The 19407-nt window shown below is 42.8% G+C and carries 10 protein-coding genes; 3 read left to right on the top strand and 7 right to left on the bottom strand.

Going from position 1 to position 19407, the window contains the following annotated elements:
* Positions 1-1986: 1986 nt before the first annotated feature.
* A complete protein-coding gene (locus M23134_RS22695) occupies positions 1987-2802 on the bottom strand; it encodes an SDR family oxidoreductase (RefSeq protein ID WP_004156443.1) in 816 nt (271 codons plus the stop codon).
* Positions 2803-3415: 613 nt separating this feature from the next.
* Here M23134_RS22695 and M23134_RS22690 point away from each other — a divergent pair.
* Complete coding sequence (locus M23134_RS22690; protein ID WP_004156442.1) at positions 3416-4630, top strand: bifunctional alpha/beta hydrolase/OsmC family protein; 1215 nt, start codon at positions 3416-3418, stop codon at positions 4628-4630.
* Positions 4631-5157: 527 nt separating this feature from the next.
* Complete coding sequence (locus M23134_RS22680; RefSeq protein WP_045114126.1) at positions 5158-5502, top strand: hypothetical protein; 345 nt, start codon at positions 5158-5160, stop codon at positions 5500-5502.
* Positions 5503-5568: 66 nt separating this feature from the next.
* Here the strand turns inward: M23134_RS22680 and M23134_RS22675 are convergent, their stop codons facing one another.
* The 6 genes from M23134_RS22675 to M23134_RS22650 form a co-directional block, all read right to left on the bottom strand.
* Positions 5569-6669, bottom strand: a complete 1101-nt coding sequence (locus M23134_RS22675) for a heparan-alpha-glucosaminide N-acetyltransferase domain-containing protein (protein ID WP_004156438.1) — start codon at positions 6667-6669, stop codon at positions 5569-5571.
* Between the two features lie 274 nt (positions 6670-6943).
* Entirely contained in the window at positions 6944-9319 is a 2376-nt protein-coding gene (locus M23134_RS22670) for a GNAT family N-acetyltransferase (protein ID WP_004156437.1), read from the bottom strand.
* Positions 9320-9823: 504 nt separating this feature from the next.
* Positions 9824-12268 carry a GNAT family N-acetyltransferase gene (locus tag M23134_RS22665; RefSeq protein ID WP_004156436.1) on the bottom strand — a complete coding sequence of 815 codons (2445 nt, stop codon included), beginning with the start codon at positions 12266-12268 and terminating at the stop codon, positions 9824-9826.
* A 290-nt stretch (positions 12269-12558) separates the two neighbouring features.
* Positions 12559-13764: an MFS transporter gene (locus M23134_RS22660; protein ID WP_198145079.1), complete on the bottom strand. Its 1206-nt coding sequence runs from the start codon at positions 13762-13764 to the stop codon at positions 12559-12561.
* Between the two features lie 306 nt (positions 13765-14070).
* On the bottom strand, positions 14071-15381 hold the full coding sequence (locus tag M23134_RS22655) for a lysine N(6)-hydroxylase/L-ornithine N(5)-oxygenase family protein (RefSeq protein ID WP_004156434.1): 1311 nt from the start codon (positions 15379-15381) through the stop codon (positions 14071-14073).
* A gap of 487 nt (positions 15382-15868) precedes the next feature.
* On the bottom strand, positions 15869-17371 hold the full coding sequence (locus M23134_RS22650; RefSeq protein ID WP_004156433.1) for a pyridoxal phosphate-dependent decarboxylase family protein: 1503 nt from the start codon (positions 17369-17371) through the stop codon (positions 15869-15871).
* 597 nt (positions 17372-17968) lie between these two features.
* On the opposite strand from M23134_RS22650, the gene M23134_RS22645 reads away from it, so the two are divergent.
* Complete coding sequence (locus M23134_RS22645) at positions 17969-19168, top strand: PepSY-associated TM helix domain-containing protein (protein ID WP_004156430.1); 1200 nt, start codon at positions 17969-17971, stop codon at positions 19166-19168.
* The last annotated feature ends 239 nt before the right edge of the window (positions 19169-19407 follow it).

Raw genomic sequence — 19407 nt, 5'->3', positions numbered from 1 at the left:
CACCTAGTGCCTAGAACCTTATCGAGGTTTTTAACTCCAAAAACAGCACTTTAATCATACGCTAATTTTAGTATTCGAAAAGTGGGAAACCCTAAAAAGATGTAATATTGAGTATCAAGAAGCTTAGAAATGACAAAAAATAGGCTGTTGTGTTTTCAGATAGGTAAGGTAAAACACATTATCAACCACTCTTATACGTAAGTTGTCTCACAAAGTATAATGGAGGCATAGGCTGAAAGAAAGGAAAGTTTGATTTGAATACACTTCTTTAACAACTACACACTCAGGCATACTACTTTGGTATAATACAACCTGAGTAAGAGGGTAATTTAATGAACGATATATAAGCTTGTTGAAACAAAATTGTCCAGCCAATGGCTGTTACAACCTAAAGTCGATACGGTCAATTGTAATCAATAGTTGTCATATACAAACAGAGACTTTGAAGTATTTGCTAAACAAAAACGACGAAATACCGCTAAAAGCACGATATATCGTATAAAAAACCTGTTTTTTGCTCACCAACATTTTGTAAAAACAAAAAATATTTAAATATATGCTCCTGTATATCAATACTTTATAAATTATTTTTCAAGCAAAAAGGCTTTTGGTATTTGGTTTGAATAAATAGTAATCAAAGATATTTAATAAGCTTTGTGGTTAGGAAAGAAAAACGAGATCCTGTTAGGGTCTCGTTTTTTACTTTAGTGGCTTTTCCAAATGATCATTTCTCTATTGCACCTCTAAGGTGTTGGCTTTTATCAATGGCGTATGGAGCGAAGCAAAAACTACTGACGACCGACTCCCAACTCCTGACTTTAGCATTGCTCAGGTCACTCTGCGGTAAGACCTTCGCGGAGGATGAGGTGTATGGCGCGAAATGAAAACTACTGACGACCGTCTCCCAACTCCTGACTTTAACATTGCTCAGGTCACCCTGCGGTAAGACCTTCGCGGAGGATGAGGCGTATGGAGCGAAGCAAAAACTACTGACGACCGACTCCCAACTCCTGACTTTATCAGGTCACCCTGTGGTAAGACCTTCACGGAGGATAATATTGGGGGTTGGTTGCTACACGATGGAGTAAACACTCCGATGAATCTCATCACCACACCTGCTGTCTATACGCCAGAGCAACCACAAGGGCTGCCTTACTAACGAAATACCACACTCATTACGAAATAACGTATAAAAAACACCATTTTTTACCTCGCTCACTTTCGTGGAAAACAAAAAAATACAACTTTATTTCACTGACTATCAAATACTTAAAAATTATTTTTCAAGCAAAAACACTTTTGGTATTTGGTTTGAATAAATAGTAATCAAAGATATTTAATAAGCTTTGTGGTTAGGAAAGAAAAACGAGATTCTGTTAGGGTCTCGTTTTTTACTTTAGTGCCCTTTCCAAATGATCATTTCTCTATTGCACCTCTAAGGTGTTGGCTTTTATCAATGGTGTATGACGACCGTCTCCCAACTCCTGACTTTAACATTGCTCAGGTCACCCTGCGGTAAGACCTTCGCGGAGGATGAGGCGTATGGAGCGAAGCAAAAACTACTGACGACCGACTCCCAACTCCTGACTTTATCAGGTCACCCTGTGGTAAGACCTTCACGGAGGATAATATTGGGGGTTGGTTGCTACACGATGGAGTAAACACTCCGATGAATCTCATCACCACACCTGCTATCTATACGCCAGAGCAACCACAAGGGCTGCCTTACTAACGAAATACCACACTCATTACGAAATAACGTATAAAAAACACCATTTTTTACCTCGCTCACTTTCGTGGAAAACAAAAAAATACAACTTTATTTCACTGACTATCAAATACTTAAAAATTATTTTTCAAGCAAAAACACTTTTGGTATTTGGTTTGAATAAATAGTAATCAAAGATATTTAATAAGCTTTGTGGTTAGGAAACAAAAAAGACTCTACAGTGTAGGGTCTTTTTTTTGTGGGGTGTAGAATTTTATCTATAAGAAAAAATCGGGCGCTAACTCTGCTCCTGGTTCTACAGCATAATGGTCTAGCTCGGTAATACCTTCAGTAGCCAACACATCGTCATCTATAAAAAAATTACCTGTACACTTGCGATAGTCTTTGCTCAGAATATGGTAAGCTGCATCTGCCATAATCTCAGGCTTGCGCGATTTCTTTACTAGTTGGTCACCACCCGGCATATTGCCCACCGCAGCCGTGGCTATAGTAGTGCGTGGCCACAAGGCATTGAAAGCAATTTTACCTTTAAACTCCCCTGCCATCCCCAACACACACATACTCATTCCATACTTTGCCATTGTATATGCCACATGAGGAGCAAACCACTTGGTGTCCATGGTAAGCGGGGGCGATAAGTTGAGCACGTGAGGATTTTCGGCTTTGCGTAAATGAGGAATACAGGCTTGTGATACCATAAATGTACCCCGTGTGTTTACCTGATGCATCAGGTCAAAACGCTTCATTTGGGTCATGAGGGTGCCTGTAAGTTGAATGGCGCTGGCATTGTTTACACAAATGTCTATGCCCCCAAAAGTTTCTACAGCCTTGGCTACGGCTGCTTTTACCGATGTTTCATCACGCACATCTACTACTACTGGCAAAGCTTTGCCTCCTGCTTGTTCCATTTCGGTGGCAGCGGTAAAAATAGTCCCTTCTAGCTTGGGGTGAGGTTCGGCGGTTTTAGCAGCTATTACAATGTTGGCACCTTCGCGGGCGAGACGTAAGCCTATAGCTTTGCCAATGCCTCGGCTGGCTCCTGTAATAAAAACAGTTTTTCCTTTAAAATTCATTCGATTTATTTTTAGATTTTATAATTCAATAGTCCATAGCGCCTGCAGGGGCAAGCTTTAAGCGACAAGTCGCAAGTCCTTAGATACCGATGAATATCGGTGCTACACCCTGTTTAACTGCGTTGAGCTCATCACAGCAAATTGCTGCCCCGATAAATATAAATCGGGATTTAGAAATAGATTCGGTTCACAGGTAACTGCACTTTTTCTATCATGTTGATTTTTAGTAACTTATAAAAAGCCCCGACAGGGGGCAAGCTTTAAGCGACAAGTCCTTAGATACCGATACATATCGGTGCTTCAAGTTGCACCCTGTTCCGCAGGTAGTTAACAAACTCATAGTATGCTTGTTTTCAACGTTTTATGAATTTTTTAGTTAAAATTCGATAGCCACACAAGCACTTAACACGATGCTAGAAATCAGTCAATTTACGAGACATACAAGACACTGGGATATTGTTTCATCTATTGCTTGTTTTAAAAAAACTCTCCCAAGTTATAAAATAAATTCTGATGGAGAGTGCTCCTGCTTTGGAACTAAAGTTCAAGCTTTAATGATTTTATCAATTACTAATATTAATTTATTAACATCAACCCCAAGACAACATCATCAATGAAGACCTTTAAAGTAAACTTTGACAATGCCCAAGGCGACACATTAGATGCCCGACTGGAGCTACCTGCCGATCAACACCCCCATAACTATGTGTTGTTTGCCCACTGTTTTACTTGTGGTAAAAACCTGGTAGCCATTAAAAACATCAGTCGTTCGCTTACCCGCGATGGCTTTGCTGTGCTTCGGTTTGACTTTACCGGGCTAGGCGAAAGTGAAGGAGAGTTTGCTGATACTAATTTTTCGTCTAATATAGAAGACCTTATCCAGGCAGCTAAATTTCTGGAGCAAAACTATCAGGCGCCTACCGTGCTTGTGGGACACTCGCTGGGCGGGGCTGCTGTACTAGCCGCTAAACAAAATATTACAAGTGTGAAAGCAATTGCTACTATAGGGGCACCTTACCACCCTGCCCATGTCACACATTTGTTTCAAAACAGCCAGGAAGAAATAGAAGCTACTGGTGCTGCTGAAGTAAGCATTGGGGGCAGGCCCTTTAAAATTAAAAAACAATTTCTTGATGATGTCACTGAGTTAAGCACCAATCACCAACTTATTCATCATCTCAACGCGGCATTGATGGTGATACACGCACCCGAAGACAAAACCGTGGAATTAGACAATGCCACTCAAATTTATAAAGCTGCCCAACACCCTCGTAACTTTGTAGCACTGGATGGTGCTGACCACCTCATGAGCCGCAAAGAAGACTCATTATATGTAGGAGATGTGATTGCTACCTGGGCAAAACGCTATGTTGACATGCCTACCCAAACCCGCCTTTCCAGTGATGCCCAAACAGTAGCACGTACTGGAGAAGAGGGGTACACTACCGACATTATCACGGGCAACCACCGCCTTACTGCCGACGAACCTGCATCGGTAGGTGGCAACGATTTTGGTCCCACACCTTACGACTTGCTCAATGCAGCACTGGGGGCTTGTACTGGTATGACTCTGCGGATGTATGCCGACCGTAAAAAGTGGGATTTGCAGGGGGTAAAGGTACACATTGAACATAACAAAGTGCACGCTCAGGAATGCGCCGATTGCGAAACCGAAAAAGGCAAAGTAGATGAGTTTGTACGCACTATAGAGCTGGAAGGCAACCTGGATGATGACCAACGCAAACGCCTAATGGAGATTGCAGATAAGTGCCCGGTACATCGGACTTTGCACAATGAGGTAAAGGTGAGAACTAGTTTAAAGGGCTAGTAATCTGGCTTCTAAGTAGGTAAAGTAGAAATTTTGATGAGTTTTGGTTACTGGCGATCTTCAAAAATTGAGCATAGCCGTAGCTATGGGATATTTTTTAAGAGAAGCTAGTGAACAAAAGGCGCGAAATAGCGCTTTACTTATGTAGCGTCCAGAGTACTAGTATAGTCACAGGGCACAAGCGACCAGTTTCAGGCAATGTAGCCTTGGAGCTGGTCGTTTTTTTATTCAAAAAAATAAAATAAAAACTCAACAATTCTAAACATTTTGTTTAAAAAATATTTTCTACTATCTTGCTCTTATGATACGAGCATACAAAAACCAAGTTGGAGAAACCATTACAGAGATTTTTCCTAACTTAAGCAAAACATTTTTCCGCATAGAAATAGTCAAGAACGAACCTCTCCAAGAAGAACTCCTTAGCCCAGAGTTGGTTTTTTTTTCAAAAGGTAACGACGATTCAAGGGGAAGAACCTATTATTCATGTAGAGATTCAAAATACGCCGCAACCTGACACAACAGACCGTATGAGAGTTTACTACAGTTTGATTAATGCAAAATACGGTCTACCTATTCGTCAATTTGTGCTGTCCCTAAAAAAACATGTGTCTGAAGACAACACGCTGACATTTGTAGAACAAATATTCAAAAATTATCACGCGATAAGATACTGTCAGGTTGATTCCGAAGCCTTGCTAGAAGGGTATATTGCTGATATTTTAAGCAATGATATTTCTTATCAAAAAGAGGATTTAGAAGGAGCACAAAAAACAGAACAACAAATCATCTCAATCTTGAAAAAAAAGGGATTTTCTGCCGAAAATATTACCACAGTAACTCCCTTGATAAGGCAACAAATAGAAAAACGCTAATACCAAAAAAGCGCACAACCTCAAGTAATAAAACATGAGATTGCACGCTTTTTTAATGCAAAATAATTAAGCGGTTACCAATTCTTTTTCCTGTTTTTTAGGTGTTTTTGGTTTACCTTTTTTGGCAGCTTTCACCCGATCCCACAACCACTGTACCCCCAAACAAAGGAGCATCATGAGAGGCATCGTAAGCAATACTTCGCTGGCATTGAACCGCTGAAAACCCACGATGCACATTCCCCAGCATACCATCACCCATTGGATAATATAGAATGAAGTAACCCTGGGGCTCAGATATAAGAAAAAATCAAACACTTTGTTGGGCTTTACTACAGTTGACAACCAGTGCGCAAACCAGGTAAGTAAAAGGCTAAATCCGATAAGGTAAAGCGTGCCCCCAAAACCTAAGTGGAAGAAATCGGCAAAGTGGTACTTAAAATCATAGAGACACAGTGCACCTCCAACTACCAAAAACACCAACCCATATTGCCACATTCGCTTGAATGTAAGTCCAATGTCTCGCCCAACATCCTGGTAAAGCCTGCCAAAAAATATTCCAGCAAGAATGAAAGCCACCCACGGGAACAAAGTAAAATATACATTGTAATGTACACCCCACAACAAATCTAACACATAATCTACCCCTTGTATTCCTACCCTGGTGCCTCGTACAAACGGGGCAATAGCCGCTACAATAATGGCGAGTATCAAGGGTACATACTTATTTTTAGAGAAGTGGTTGACTACTCCCATCAAAAACAACGACAGTCCGGCAAGTTGTAAAATATCTCCGGTAGACAACATGTACAACATGTTCTCAAAAGTAGCGGGTGGTGTCCAACCATAGGCTTTGATAAAGTTATCGGGTATCACCCCTGCAACAGTAGGCACTATAAATTTCATAAAGTTCATACCATAACCGGCAGCCAGCAAAATAAGCCCTCGACGAAACGAAAGTTTCAGACTTTGGTTGCGTGAAAAGGTAAACGAAAACCCCATAGTAATGAGGAACATGCCGGTGCCCTTGCCCATTAGGTGGACAATTGACCCCAATAAAGTACTGGCTTGAGTGTGCTGGTCGCCATACATCCATAGTGTATGAATCACCACCAGCATAGAGGTACTTGCTCCTCTGGCCAAATCGATTGCTTGTATTCTTTTGTTCATTAGTTTAGTTTTTAGTCAATAGCTTCTACAGCCTAAAGCTATTAGCCTTTAGCCCTTAGTTTTAGGCTGGTTTGTAGGCATACTATCTATTTTATAATATATTGATTTTTAAACACTTATAAAATCGGTAGATGGAAGTCTAGAGAGTTAGCCAATAGTCTACAACTTTATTTGTAATACTGAATGCAACGAAATACCTGGTTGAGAAAAACACTAAAAATGCCTGCTTTAAGGCATATAAAAGGATGTTGACTCCTTATTCATTTAAAAACTTCTACTGCTTGAACGACACCGGGTTTTTAAGCACTGACACGAGCTTCAGGCTATTGATCGGGTCGGCAAGGTTGAGCATTTGCTTGTGGTTGCCCAACTGCAAACGGTTAAGACAACAACGCTTAAACTCAGGCACAAACAAGTCGTAACGTTCGTACTTGGCGGCGTGCTCAGGATGGGCACGCTGGTAGTCGCGTATACAATTGTGTACTGTTTGCCAAAACTCTTCTTCTTGATAATTTGCCTGGGTGTGTAAAATAACACTCAAAAACCTAAAGAAGCAGTCAAACACATCGGTAAACAAAGACAAGATTTGCATTTCGTCGCTGGCTTCCGTGTACAGCCTTTGTACCCTTTCGGGCAAATCGTGTGTGTTGTCGTACAATAGCACCTCTTCGGTAATGTCTTTCATCAACGCCTTTACAGGTACATTGTCTTCTAACACCAACAACAAGTTTTCGCCGTGCGGCATAAACACCAACCCATGCTCAAAAAAGCAATGCAACAAGGGCGTAAAATAACACTTAAGGTATGCTTTGAGCCACGCCTCTACTGTTACCCCTGCGTCTTGGATCAATAGTGGCAACAATGCTTGCCCGTGAGTATCTACATGCAGCAAAGCCGCCATCGTCATTACCTTTTGGTGCGCTTCCATTTTTTGCGCCGGGCTTTGTCGCCAGAGCGCCGCCAACATTTTGTTTTGTGGATACGCCCTGCCCAATGCCTCGAAGTGCTTGTGACGATAGCCTACTGTAGCCACCTCGTCGAGCATCTCAAACCCGCATTGTTGCAAAAAGGCATCACTGCCCAACAAGCCCCTTACCCAATCGGTAATGGCAGGCGTGCTTTGCATATAATAAGGCGACAACCCCCGCATAAAACCCATATTGGTAATGCCCATCGAGGTTTTGGTGTAGTGCTTTTCGGGGTCGCTGGCGTTAAAAAGCGTTCGGACCGATTGCTGTGCCGAATACAAATCGGTGCTCTCGCCCACACACACAAGGCGACGCTGAGCAATATCGGCAGCATACAAATACACCAACTTGTTTGCCCACTGCCAGGGGTGCACTGGCATGAGCACATAGTCATCGGGCGAAAGCCCCACGTTGGTCAATTGTTGATGAAAGTGCGCTACCTGCGCCGTGCCCAACTCTTGCTCTAACAATTGCTCATAAGGTAATCCCTCTATGCCAGTATACTGGGCGTAGTCTTTGTGCCCGGCAAGCCACACCAACCTAAAAGGAACATCGGCTTCGGGGGTATAGCGCTCAAAGTCTTGGGGGCTGAGCCCCATCTTGCCATTGTTTGCCAAAAAACAAGGGTGTCCTTCGCGCATGGCGTGCTCTACCTCCTGAAAATCAGCCTTTACCAATGCCTTGGCGTCGAAACGCTCATTGCGCCACTTATAAGCCGCCGCATACAAAGTCCCTCCTATTTCTTCTAAATAAGTAGCCCGAAACTCTTCGGGTATTTCAAGCTGTTCTTGAAACTCAGCAATAAAATGTAACAAATCCAAAGAGGCTACCTCTTCGCCTTGGTATTTACAAATGCTTTCGTGGGCAATGTGCCAGTGGTCGAGCGCAAACCTTTGAGCCACAAACTCATAACGGATCTGAGGGTCATCGGCATGTACCACATATTGGTTGGCGTTGCCCTCTGCCTTGGTAGGTTTTAGCAATAACTCATGCGCAAATTCGCTCAACGCCTTGCCCACCAAAGCACGGTTTACCTCTTCCCACGGAAGTGGTGCCAAATGATCTATCGCCGCCTTTTTTTCGCTTATGCGCAAAGCTTTGCGAGCGGCGGTATACTGAGCATGGGTACAAAAAGCCAGGTGCGCCGTTTTATGAGGCAATGTCAACACTTTGTTGTATACAAAACCTGCTCGTTTGTTCAGTGCGTGTATTTTGTCATTGCGCAAATCGGGCTCTACCACTACCCTTTTTACTCCCTCATTGGCAAACAAAAAATCCATAACGGTAGTAAATACTGCCCAGGTAAAACCTTTGATTTTTTGATCGGGCGGCGCCACCAATACGTGCATGCCCCGGTCGCCTGGCTGTACCTCATAGTAGTTTGCCAGCAAGTCGTGGGTAGGGTCATAACATTCCGTCATAAAAACAGGCTTGCCCTGCCAAAACGCCACGTAAATTTCGTAACCGGGCGTAGCAAGCAAATCGCGGTAAGCCTCGTGCACTTCTTGCACGCTGCTATTGAGCATGCCCCAGTATTGCGCATAGGGTTGATTGACCCATTCGTGCAAAAAAGCCGTATCTTTTTCCAGCGAAAAGGGACGCAAATCGAAGCGTCCCAGTGATGGTATGTCTCTGGAGAATACTACTTCGGTGTTTGGTTGTTCTATATAATTGACAGACATTTTTTTTCTTTTTTTAGTCGGGAGTTAGGAGTTTTTACAGCCTAAAGCTATTAGCCTTTAGCCATTAGCTTTAGGCTGTTTTACAAGCATGCTACCTGCTTTATACAATAGTCCATAGTATTTAGTCGATAGTCCATAGCTGATTCGAGTAAATGTTCACCTTGTTAAATGCTGTAAACCAGTATTTTATGTTAAGATTGCTTACTCACTTTATTTTTAAAAGTGTTTCGGTTTTATGCCTAAACACCCAATTAAATAGTTTTTAAATTCATCAATGACTGATAACCGAGCCTTTGGCGAGTCCTTAGATACCGATGTATATCGGTGCTCAACGAAGTTAATCAGCAAACAACTTTGACTAAAACCACTGCGGAGTATTGTTATAATAACATTGATTTTTAGCTATTTATAAATTAACGAACCATTACACAGGTAATAAGCCTATAAACCAGTCTCAAATTTTTAGATACTAATCTTGTCGCTGAAACCTTGAGGCTGTAGAAGCTACCGACTACCAACTACCGACTCCTGACTATTGGCTAAGGTAAACTCTGCCACTGGGTTCTCAAGCGTGCCTATAAACTGCAACAGTATAGTAGGATCATCTAAGTCAATCATTTGCTTGTGGTTGTTGAGCTGCAAACGATTGAGGCAAGAGAGTTTAAATTCCGGAGCAAACAAATCGTATTGAGCAAACTTCTCTTTCAACTCAGGAAAACGTTGCTGATAATCGTGGATATTTTCTGCTACCAACTCCCAAAAACGCTTCTCTGAGAACTGGGCGTGCGCCACCAAAATGGTAGACAAATACCTAAAGAAACCGTCAAACACATCTATAAATATCGACAACAGTTTTACATCTTCTGCCACTGGTGCATACATGCGTTTGAGGTTTTCGGGCAGCTCAAAATCGGGGTTCAAAATCACCGCTTCTTCGGTAATGTCTTTCATCAGCGCCTTTACGGGCACGTGGTCTTCCAATACCAAAATTAGGTTTTCGCCGTGTGGCATAAACACCAAATCGTACTGATAAAAACAATGCAACAAAGGACTAAGGTATGCCTTTAGGTAAGCCCGCAACCAATCATCAGTGCTTAAGCCCGAAGCCTTGATCAGCTCTGGCACCAAAGCATTGTCTTCTTGGTCTATGTGTAACAAAGCCGCCATAGTGGTCAGGCGCTGGCGTTCGTTGATTTTACTCATAGGGCTTTCTCGCCACAGCGACGCCAACATTTTGTTGTAATCATTATGAGGGCCTAGCTCTTCATAATAAGGATTGACGTAGCTTACCGAAGCAATTTCGCCCAACATCTCAAAACCAGTTTCTTTGATGTAGCTGTCTTTCATCAACAAGTCTTCTAACCAAACTGCCATCTCTGGAGCGGTGCCCAGGTAATACAAAGGCAAACCACGCATAAAACCCATGTTGAGGATAGAAAGCGACGACTTGGTGTAAAATTTATGCGGATTGGTCACATTAAACAGCGTGCGTACCGACTGTTGTGCCATGTATTGGTCGGGACCATAGCCCAAACAAATCAACTTTCCGGTGGCTATTTCGGGGGAGAAAATATTCGCTAATTTGTTAAACCATTGCCACGGATGGATAGGAATAAACACATAGTCTGCCGGATCAAAGCCTTGATGCTCTATGGTTTGATTAAACGAAGTGAGGGTTGCCTCGTCCAGTTCGTGGGCAATGAGGGTGTTGTAGGGTAAATCGGCAGTACCTGCATACACTGCGCGGTCTTTGTGCCCCGCCAACCACAACAAAGCAAACGAATTGCCCGCTTCGGGTGCATAGGCTCGGTAGTCGCCACTATCAAACCCAATGCGTCCGTTGTTTGCCACAAAGCCAGGGTGTCCTTCCATCATAGACTGCTCTATAGTCTGAAAATCAGCCACGGCAAGCTCTTTAGACACGGGGTTATTTTTGATGTGTTTGTAGGCACTGCCATACAAAGTACTGGTGATTTCTTCGAGGTATACCGGCATTTGCTCAGGTATAATACCCAATTGCTCCCTAAACTCTTTGATAAACCATAGGGCATCCAGGGCTTCGGGCGCATCGTTGCGGTATTTTTCAACCGAATCAGCATCTATCAACAAATGATTGAGCGCCAACGGTTGCGCTTTAAAAGTATAGTATACTTCTTCGGCATCGCTTGCCAGCGAATACAAATGCCACATACACCCATCTTCTAACACACCGGGGCTTATTATTTTAGGGGTAATCAAACGTTCGTGGGCAAACTCGGTGATTGCCTTGCGTACCAATAAACGGTTTGCTTTTGCCCAAATACTGGGGTTGATGTGGGCAATTGCCTGTTGAGGCGATACAGTATTGTTGATATTATTCATAGCACTTCTTTTGATAACTTCGCGCAGATTTTTGTTTTTCAAATAATTTTGTTTGGTATAAAAAGCCAATTGGGCGGTTTTGTGGGGCAAACTCACGATGGCATCCAGCACAAAACCGATGCGTTCGCAAATCGCAAACATTTTTTTGTTCCTGATGTCAGGTTCTACCAAAATGCGCTGCACAGCAGCATCATCAAACACAAAATCGGTAATTGCCCGAAACACATGCCAGGTAAAGTTTGCCTTGGGGCGATTGGGCGGAGCCATCAAAATATGAATACCACAATCGCCAGGGCGTACCTGGTAATGTTTGCCTATTTCATCGGTTTGGGGGGCGTAACGTTCCAGCAAAAAAGCCATGTCACCATTGTACTCTCCTACCAATACCTCGTAGTTTTCACGTGCCAGTAATTGCTCATATTCAGCTTTTACCGTTGCCACGGAAGAATTTTGCAAGCCCCAAAACACTGCATACTCCAGGTTTACCCATTGGTGCAGGCGTTCGATGTCTTGCTCAATGTCCAGTTTTCTAAACCCAATCGTTCCGAAGCCTTCCACCGTTTTTTTATATAATATTTTTTGTTTCATGATTCTAGTTAATTAGTAGATAGTCCAATGCTGTTTCCTTAACAAAGCCTTTAGCCATTAGCTTCTCCGTGCTGCGGAGTGGAGCAAAGCTCTCATTAGCTTTAGCTGGTCGCAGATGGCTCACGCGTCTGTTTTTTTTAATGCTCAATCCTTAAGGAACCGAACATAGTGAGCTCAGCGGAGCTACGCCAGCATTGGTCGATAGGCGATAATTTGTTTAGCTTAGTCCCTGGTTAGCTAAAAGTCTTGGGTACGCTTTTGTCCACAGATCACACCTTGAAGCTTGTCGCTTAAAGCTTTCCCCTGTGAATGCTATGAACTGTTGACTGTGGTCTGTAAATGAAAAATAGCACAAAAGCTACTAACGACACGCCAAAACCAGCCAAAGCTATCCAAAATGGCATTTGCAGCCCTTGCGTATCTACCACAATACCCACCGAAAACGAAGCGAGTAATACACCCAGGTTTTGAAAAAAGTGGATTTTGCTATAGTCTACAGCATAAGATTCGGGGTTGCTCAACTGGAACAATAAGGCATCAAAACGTACCATTCCCTGAAAAATAGCCCAACCATACAGTATACGACCTATCACTACTACAGGCACCCAAGGGGTTACTTGCAAAAAGAGACCTGCCATGCCCAACACTAAAGCTATTGCAATGCGCTGGTAATCATTGCCTTGGTCACTTGCGTGCTTGCGGCTCCACCATAGGGCAAACACTGCCACAAAGCCTGGAATAGCATACATAAACCCTGAAACCAATTGGCTGCCAGTGCCTGATATGGCTTCCCAGTAACGGGCAAAAAAGGGACGAATGATAAAGTCGCCAAAGTACAACACCAAAGTAATGAGCCCAATTTTGAGTACAAATCCTTTGGGTACCAATGAGTTGCTGTTTTTTGGCGTATCGTCGTCACCATCAGGAGTGGGCAGCTCTATGTTAAAGCGAGGGCTTTTGAGCAAATAGATGCTCATCCCCATTTGAATAAAATCGCCCGCAGCCATTACCAAAAATATATAAGCAGGGTTGACCAGGTCTACTACCAGCCCACCTATGACTGCCCCCAAAATACCCCCCAAGTGCACTACTACCGACAAAATGCCGATGGTCCGGGTGTGGGCTTCGGGTTTGATAATACGCAAAATAAAAGGGTATACCAGCAAATAACTGCCCTTGAAGCAAACCATGGTGAGCGAGGCAATCCAAAACACCTGCAATGAGGTGGTGTAAAAACAATACAAGGCAAGTATGCCTGCCACCAATTGGGTGTATACCAATATGCGCAACTCGGCTACCCGCTTAGACACATATGCCCAAAACGGAAAAGCCAACATGACCATAAAGCAGATGGCAGCAAAATAGTAGCCTACCATCTTGGGGTTGGTGACCCCAAACCTTGCCTCAAAAAACTGAGGGTAAAATGGGTGCAGTAGATAATCGCTCACCACTGCTACCATAGTCATCCCTATGAGAAAATTTCTTAAACTTTTCATAATTTTAGAATGTTAGTCGGGAGTAGCTGACGCAAACTACAACAACTTGAGATTGTAGAAGCTACTAACTACTGACTCCCGACTCTTGACTACTTATTGTCAAATTTGCGAATAAGCAAACTACAATGACTTGAGGTTGTAGAAGCTACTAACTACTGACCCCCGACTCTTGACTTTCATCTGCCGACTTCATAAAACACTAAAAATCAACAACTTAATAGATAGGTTGGTTACCTGTAGATTAGTATCAAGCTTGTCGCTAGAAGCTTGAGGCTGTGGGGGCTACTGACTCCCGACTCCCGACTATTAACTAACAACTACCTCCTCTTCGGCTGATACTCCAAACTGTTGAAAAGCAATTTTTTGCTCTACTGGATAGTGATCTTTGCCCGTAAGTTCGCGAATGATGTAAGCATTGCGGTAGCACCCCATGCCCAAATCCGGAGTTACAAAACCGTGGGTATGCAACTCGGCATTTTGTACAAATACTTCGCTGCTGTTGGTGTCAATACTGTAGTTGCGGTGTACATCGTAGCGCCCTTGTTCGTCCCAACGAATGCGCTGACGAATGCCTTCTATAAAACCAGGCTGTTGGTAGCCATACCCCGTGGCCATTACCAAACCTTCGGTGCGGTGTTGGTAGTGTTTGTCTTCTTCGCGTTGATGCAAGGTAAGTTCAAACTGCTCGCCTTCTTTTTTCAAATCTTTGAGTTCGGCATGGGTACGCAGGCTTTTCACCGTTTTTACCTCCGATATTTGCTGAATGTACAATAAGTCATAAATCTCATTGATCAGGTCGGCATTGATTCCCTTGTACAAATGCTTTTGACTACCAATGATATGGTCGCGCTGGCGGGCAGGCAAAGCATGAAAATAATCTACATACTCAGGCGAGGTCATTTCAAGCGTTAGCTTGCTGTATTCCAATGGAAAGAAACGCGGCGAACGGGTAATCCAGTGCAACTCATACCCTTTGTCTTCGATGTCTTGCAACAAGTCATAGTAAATCTCAGCGGCGCTTTGTCCACTGCCCAACACCGTGATACTTTTCTTGTTTTGTAAAGCTTTTTTATTGGGCAAATAATTTGCTGAATGCACTAAATCGTCGCGGTGAGCCTCGGCGCAAGTGGGTACTATAGGGCTTGTACCTGTGCCCAATACCAACTTACGGGTTTTGTACACTTCGGTAGTGTTGGTTTCCTGATTGGTTACCGTAAGGTAATATAAGCCCTCAGCCTCTTTATAATGTACCTCATCTACTCCACGGTTAAAACACACATTAGACAATTGCCCAATCACCCATTGGCAATACTGGTTGTACTCGTTGCGCAACAGCAAGAAGTTTTCGCGGATATAAAAAGAGTAAATACGCCCTTGTTGCTTGATATAGTTCAAAAAACTATAGGGGCTGGTCGGGTCGGCAAGGGTTACCAAGTCGGCCATAAAAGGAATTTGTAACGTAGTAGTAGGCATAAGCATGCCAGGGTGCCAATCAAAGTCAGCTTTCTTTTCCAGAAATAACCCATCCAACCCTTCGATGGGTTCGGTCAAACAAGCCAGGCTTAGATTAAAAGGTCCAAGACCAATCGCAATAAAATCGTATATTTTAGTTGTCATGTTTTCTCTTTTAGTTTTTTAGTTGAGAGAGCCTACAGCCTTTAGCTTTAGGCTGTTCTGCAAGCATACCACCTATTTATAATGTATTGACTTTTAAATACTTATAAAGCTGATAGATGAAAATCAGTAGCTTCTAAAGGCTACAAATCCTTAGATGCCAATGCATGTCGGTGCTATTAGTCTTTAGTTTTACTTCAACATTCAAGTTTCTTATTTTTTATAAGAAGCCCTCCTACTCTATTCTCTTATTTGCAAATTTGACAAATCATTAATTTAGGTTATGCTATCAGCTACTGATCAATGCTGTTTACTTAACATTAAAAAACAAATGTGTAAGCCATCTGCGACAGGCTAAAAGCTTGAGCCTGTAGAGACTTCTATCTACCGATTTCATAAACCGCTAATAATCAACGATATATAAAATCACAAAAACTTGAAGAGCAGCTTCAACTTGGAGCTTGTCGCTTGTTCCTTGAACCTTTAGTAGCTACCGACTACGGACTATCAACTCCTGACTATTCGCATACTCTGCTGCCTTTGTCACTACTAGTTCAATAATGTGCTGCAAATGAGTAACAGTAGTATTAGGATTGAGTAAAGTAAATTTGAGGTAAATATTTCCGTTGAGGCGGGTACTGGCAATAGAGGCAAGCCCCGAATTGAACAAAGTATTTTTGATATACAAATTGGCTTCGTCCAGCTGAGCATTGGTAGCCTCATTGGGCAATTGGTAGCGAAAAACTACCGTGCTTAGCTCAGGTTCGTGTACCAGTTCAAAGCAACCTTGTGCCTGTAGCAGCTCATAAGCATCTATAGCACGGCGGTGCACCGTTTCGAGGTAATAAATTAAGTCGGTCTCGTCTACCATACGCAAAGTAAACCAAAGCTTGAGGGCATCAAAGCGGCGGGTGGTTTGTACCGATTTTACGATCAGGTTCTGAAAATCAGCCTCTTTGGTTTCTATCGGGTTCAAGTAGTCGGCATAATGCGACACATACCTAAAGTTTTGCTGGTTGGCCACCAAAAAAGCACTTGAGCATACCGGCTGAAACAAGGTTTTGTGAAAATCTATAGTAATAGAATCGGCATACTGTGCCCCATCGAACAAGTGTTTGTGGGTATGCGTAAGCGCAAAACAACCTCCATACGCCCCATCTACATGAAACCACATATCGTTGGCTTTGGCTACCGCGCATATCTCGTTGAGCGGATCAAAGCTGCCAAAATCGGTTGTACCCGCAGTAGCAAATACAGCTATAGGCAAGTTGCCTTGTTGTTTTTCTTTGCGAATGGCTGCCTGCAATGCCTCAGGCTTCATCTTAAAGCGTTCATCGGTTTCTACTACCACCACCGAGTTGTAGCCCATCCCCAACAATGCCGCGTTTTTCTTTACACTAAAATGAGCTTTGTCTGAGCAAAACACCCTAAACCTGCTCACATCAGGTGTCAAGCCCTCCTGCTTAATGTTTACACCCAGGTGTTTAAACGCATAATCGTCTCTTGCCATAAGCAAGCCCATAAAGTTAGACTGAGTACCCCCACTGGTAAACACCCCATCGGCGGTTTGGGGTAAACCAAACAAACGACAAGTCCAGTTGATCATTTCTTGCTCTATGAGCGTAGCCGAAGTGCTCTGATCCCAGGTTTCTACGGCAGTGTTTAACGACGAAGCAATAAAATCGCCCACCAACGCCGGAATCAACACTGGACAATTGAGGTGTGCTATATAGTCAGGGTGATGAAAAGCAATGGCATGGTCGAGGTACAATTCCTTGAGTTCACTCAGGGTATCTTCCAAATTAAGCGGTTGGTCGAGCTTGCCCACAATGGTTTGCATCTGCTGCTTTAGTTGGCTTACACTAGCCCCACTATAGAATTGGTCTTTATCGAAAAACCGGGAAATCTCAGTCAAGGCTTGCCCTATACTCTCGGCAAACTTATCTTTCGATGTACTATCCAAAAAAGCAGGTGATAGTGTTGATATATTCATTATGGATGGATGAACTTTCATTGAACTAGTTCTTTATTTTTAATTAGTCTAAATAAGAATAATAGCGCAACAAAAGTATGGAGAGGTAAAACTATTCGCAAGTGCTTTCTGAAAATATTCTAAAAAAAGAATTCAATAATATCCTAACTAACTGATAATCAGAGCTAAAAAATTAAATATAACTTATTCATATTTAATTATTAATATTTTTAGCCCCCAAAGTGTACAGTAAAAAATCGAGCACAAATAGAAATGCAAAGATCGTATTTATTTAGACTTATTATCAATAATAGTTTGATTAGAATTATTCTAAATAATATATTTGCCCAATTAGTTGATAGTTTTTAGTCGGGAGTTGGGAGCTTTAGTCGATAGTTGGGAGTCAGGAGTCGGTAGTTTTTAGCTTCGCGCCAACAACTAAAAGCTTACAGGGGCTACCGACCAATGCTATTTCCTTAACGATTTTTTATAGTGTGCGTCAGCCACTGTAGACTGTGGACAAAAACGCACCCACAACTTTCAGCCAATTAGAGCTTAAGGAAACGGCTATCGTCTATGGACTAATGACATATACTGCTACAGCAAAGAAGAAAAACAATGAACGAAACGCAAAAGGTACACACTCAAAAGGCTAAAAAAAAGAAGAGCATTAAAGACAAGGCACGTAAAATACACTTATGGACAGGGTTAAGCACTGGTCTAATCGTATTTATCATGGCCATCACGGGCTGTTGCTGGGTGTTCAAAGACGAGATCAAAAGTTTTAGTCACCACTACACCACAGTAAAGGTGCAAAACAAACCCTTTATTACTGCTACCCAGGCAAAAGTTGCTGCCCAAAAAGCCTTGCCCGGCAAAAAAATACACGGCGCCGTGTATGGCAACAAAGACCAGGCTATAGAAGTCACGTTTTACGAAGAAAAGCCCAAGTTTTACCAAAGTGTTTTCTTAAATCCTTATACAGGTAAAGTACTGCATGTAGAGGATCATCTATCGGGCTTTTTTGCCTTTGTGTTGCGAGGGCACATGTATTTGTGGTTGCCTGAGGCTATAGGCTCACGGCTTACCAGCTACGCTACATTGTTGTTTTTGGCAATGGTGATCACAGGGTTGATTTTGTGGTATCCAAGAAACAAAAAGAACCGCAAACAACGCTTCAGGTTCATCTGGAAACCCACCACAGGCTGGAAACGCAAAAACTTTGATTTGCATACTGTAGTAGGATTTTATATTTCAATATTTGCCTTTATTTTTGCCTTTACAGGATGTGTCATGGCATTCAATTGGTTTTATTTCATTGCATTTAAGGCAACTGGTGGCACCAAAGCTCCTCAATTTATCATACCCAACAGTACAGTACTTAAGCAAGCCCCCAAAGCCCAACCAATGGATGAGCTTTTGCCCCGCCTACAGGCCAGTTACCCCAATGCTGAGCGCTTTGAACTGCACTACCCCGCCGCCGATACGGCAAGTATTTATGTAGAGATTTTTAAGACTACAGGGGTTTACTATAACATAGATTATAGATTTTACGACCAATACACCCTCAAAGAACTGAGCACTCCCAGTATTTATGGCACCTACAAAGATGCGGTGTTTGCCGACAAGTTGATTCGCATGAATTATGATATTCATGTGGGAAGCATTGGTGGTTTGCCGGGCAAAATCATTGCTTTTCTGGCCAGTTTGGTCACCGCTTCGTTGCCTGTGACGGGTTTTCTGATGTGGTGGGGCAGACGCAAGAAAAAAGCCTTGCCCAAAGATGCTCAAGAAAAACCCGATGTAGTGGCTGTGTAGTTTCAGAGGCACAAGCCTATAAAGTAGCAAGCTGATAGCGACAAGCCACAAGTAGTAAGCCTAGAGTAATAAGCTGATAGCGACAAGCCACAAGTAGTAAACTCGTACTTGTTGCTTGTCGCTTGTGGCTCAGCAAAACCTAGTGCATTAGGGATTAAATAAGTTGCTTATTAATTTGGATGAATTAACTACGTTGAGCTCGCGAAAAGCTCGGTTTTGTTTTCTGACGAGTCGTGAAA

Origin of the sequence: Microscilla marina ATCC 23134, from assembly GCF_000169175.1 — a bacterium.
GTDB classification, from domain to species: domain Bacteria; phylum Bacteroidota; class Bacteroidia; order Cytophagales; family Microscillaceae; genus Microscilla; species Microscilla marina.
This window is presented reverse-complemented; position numbering and strand designations above follow the sequence as displayed.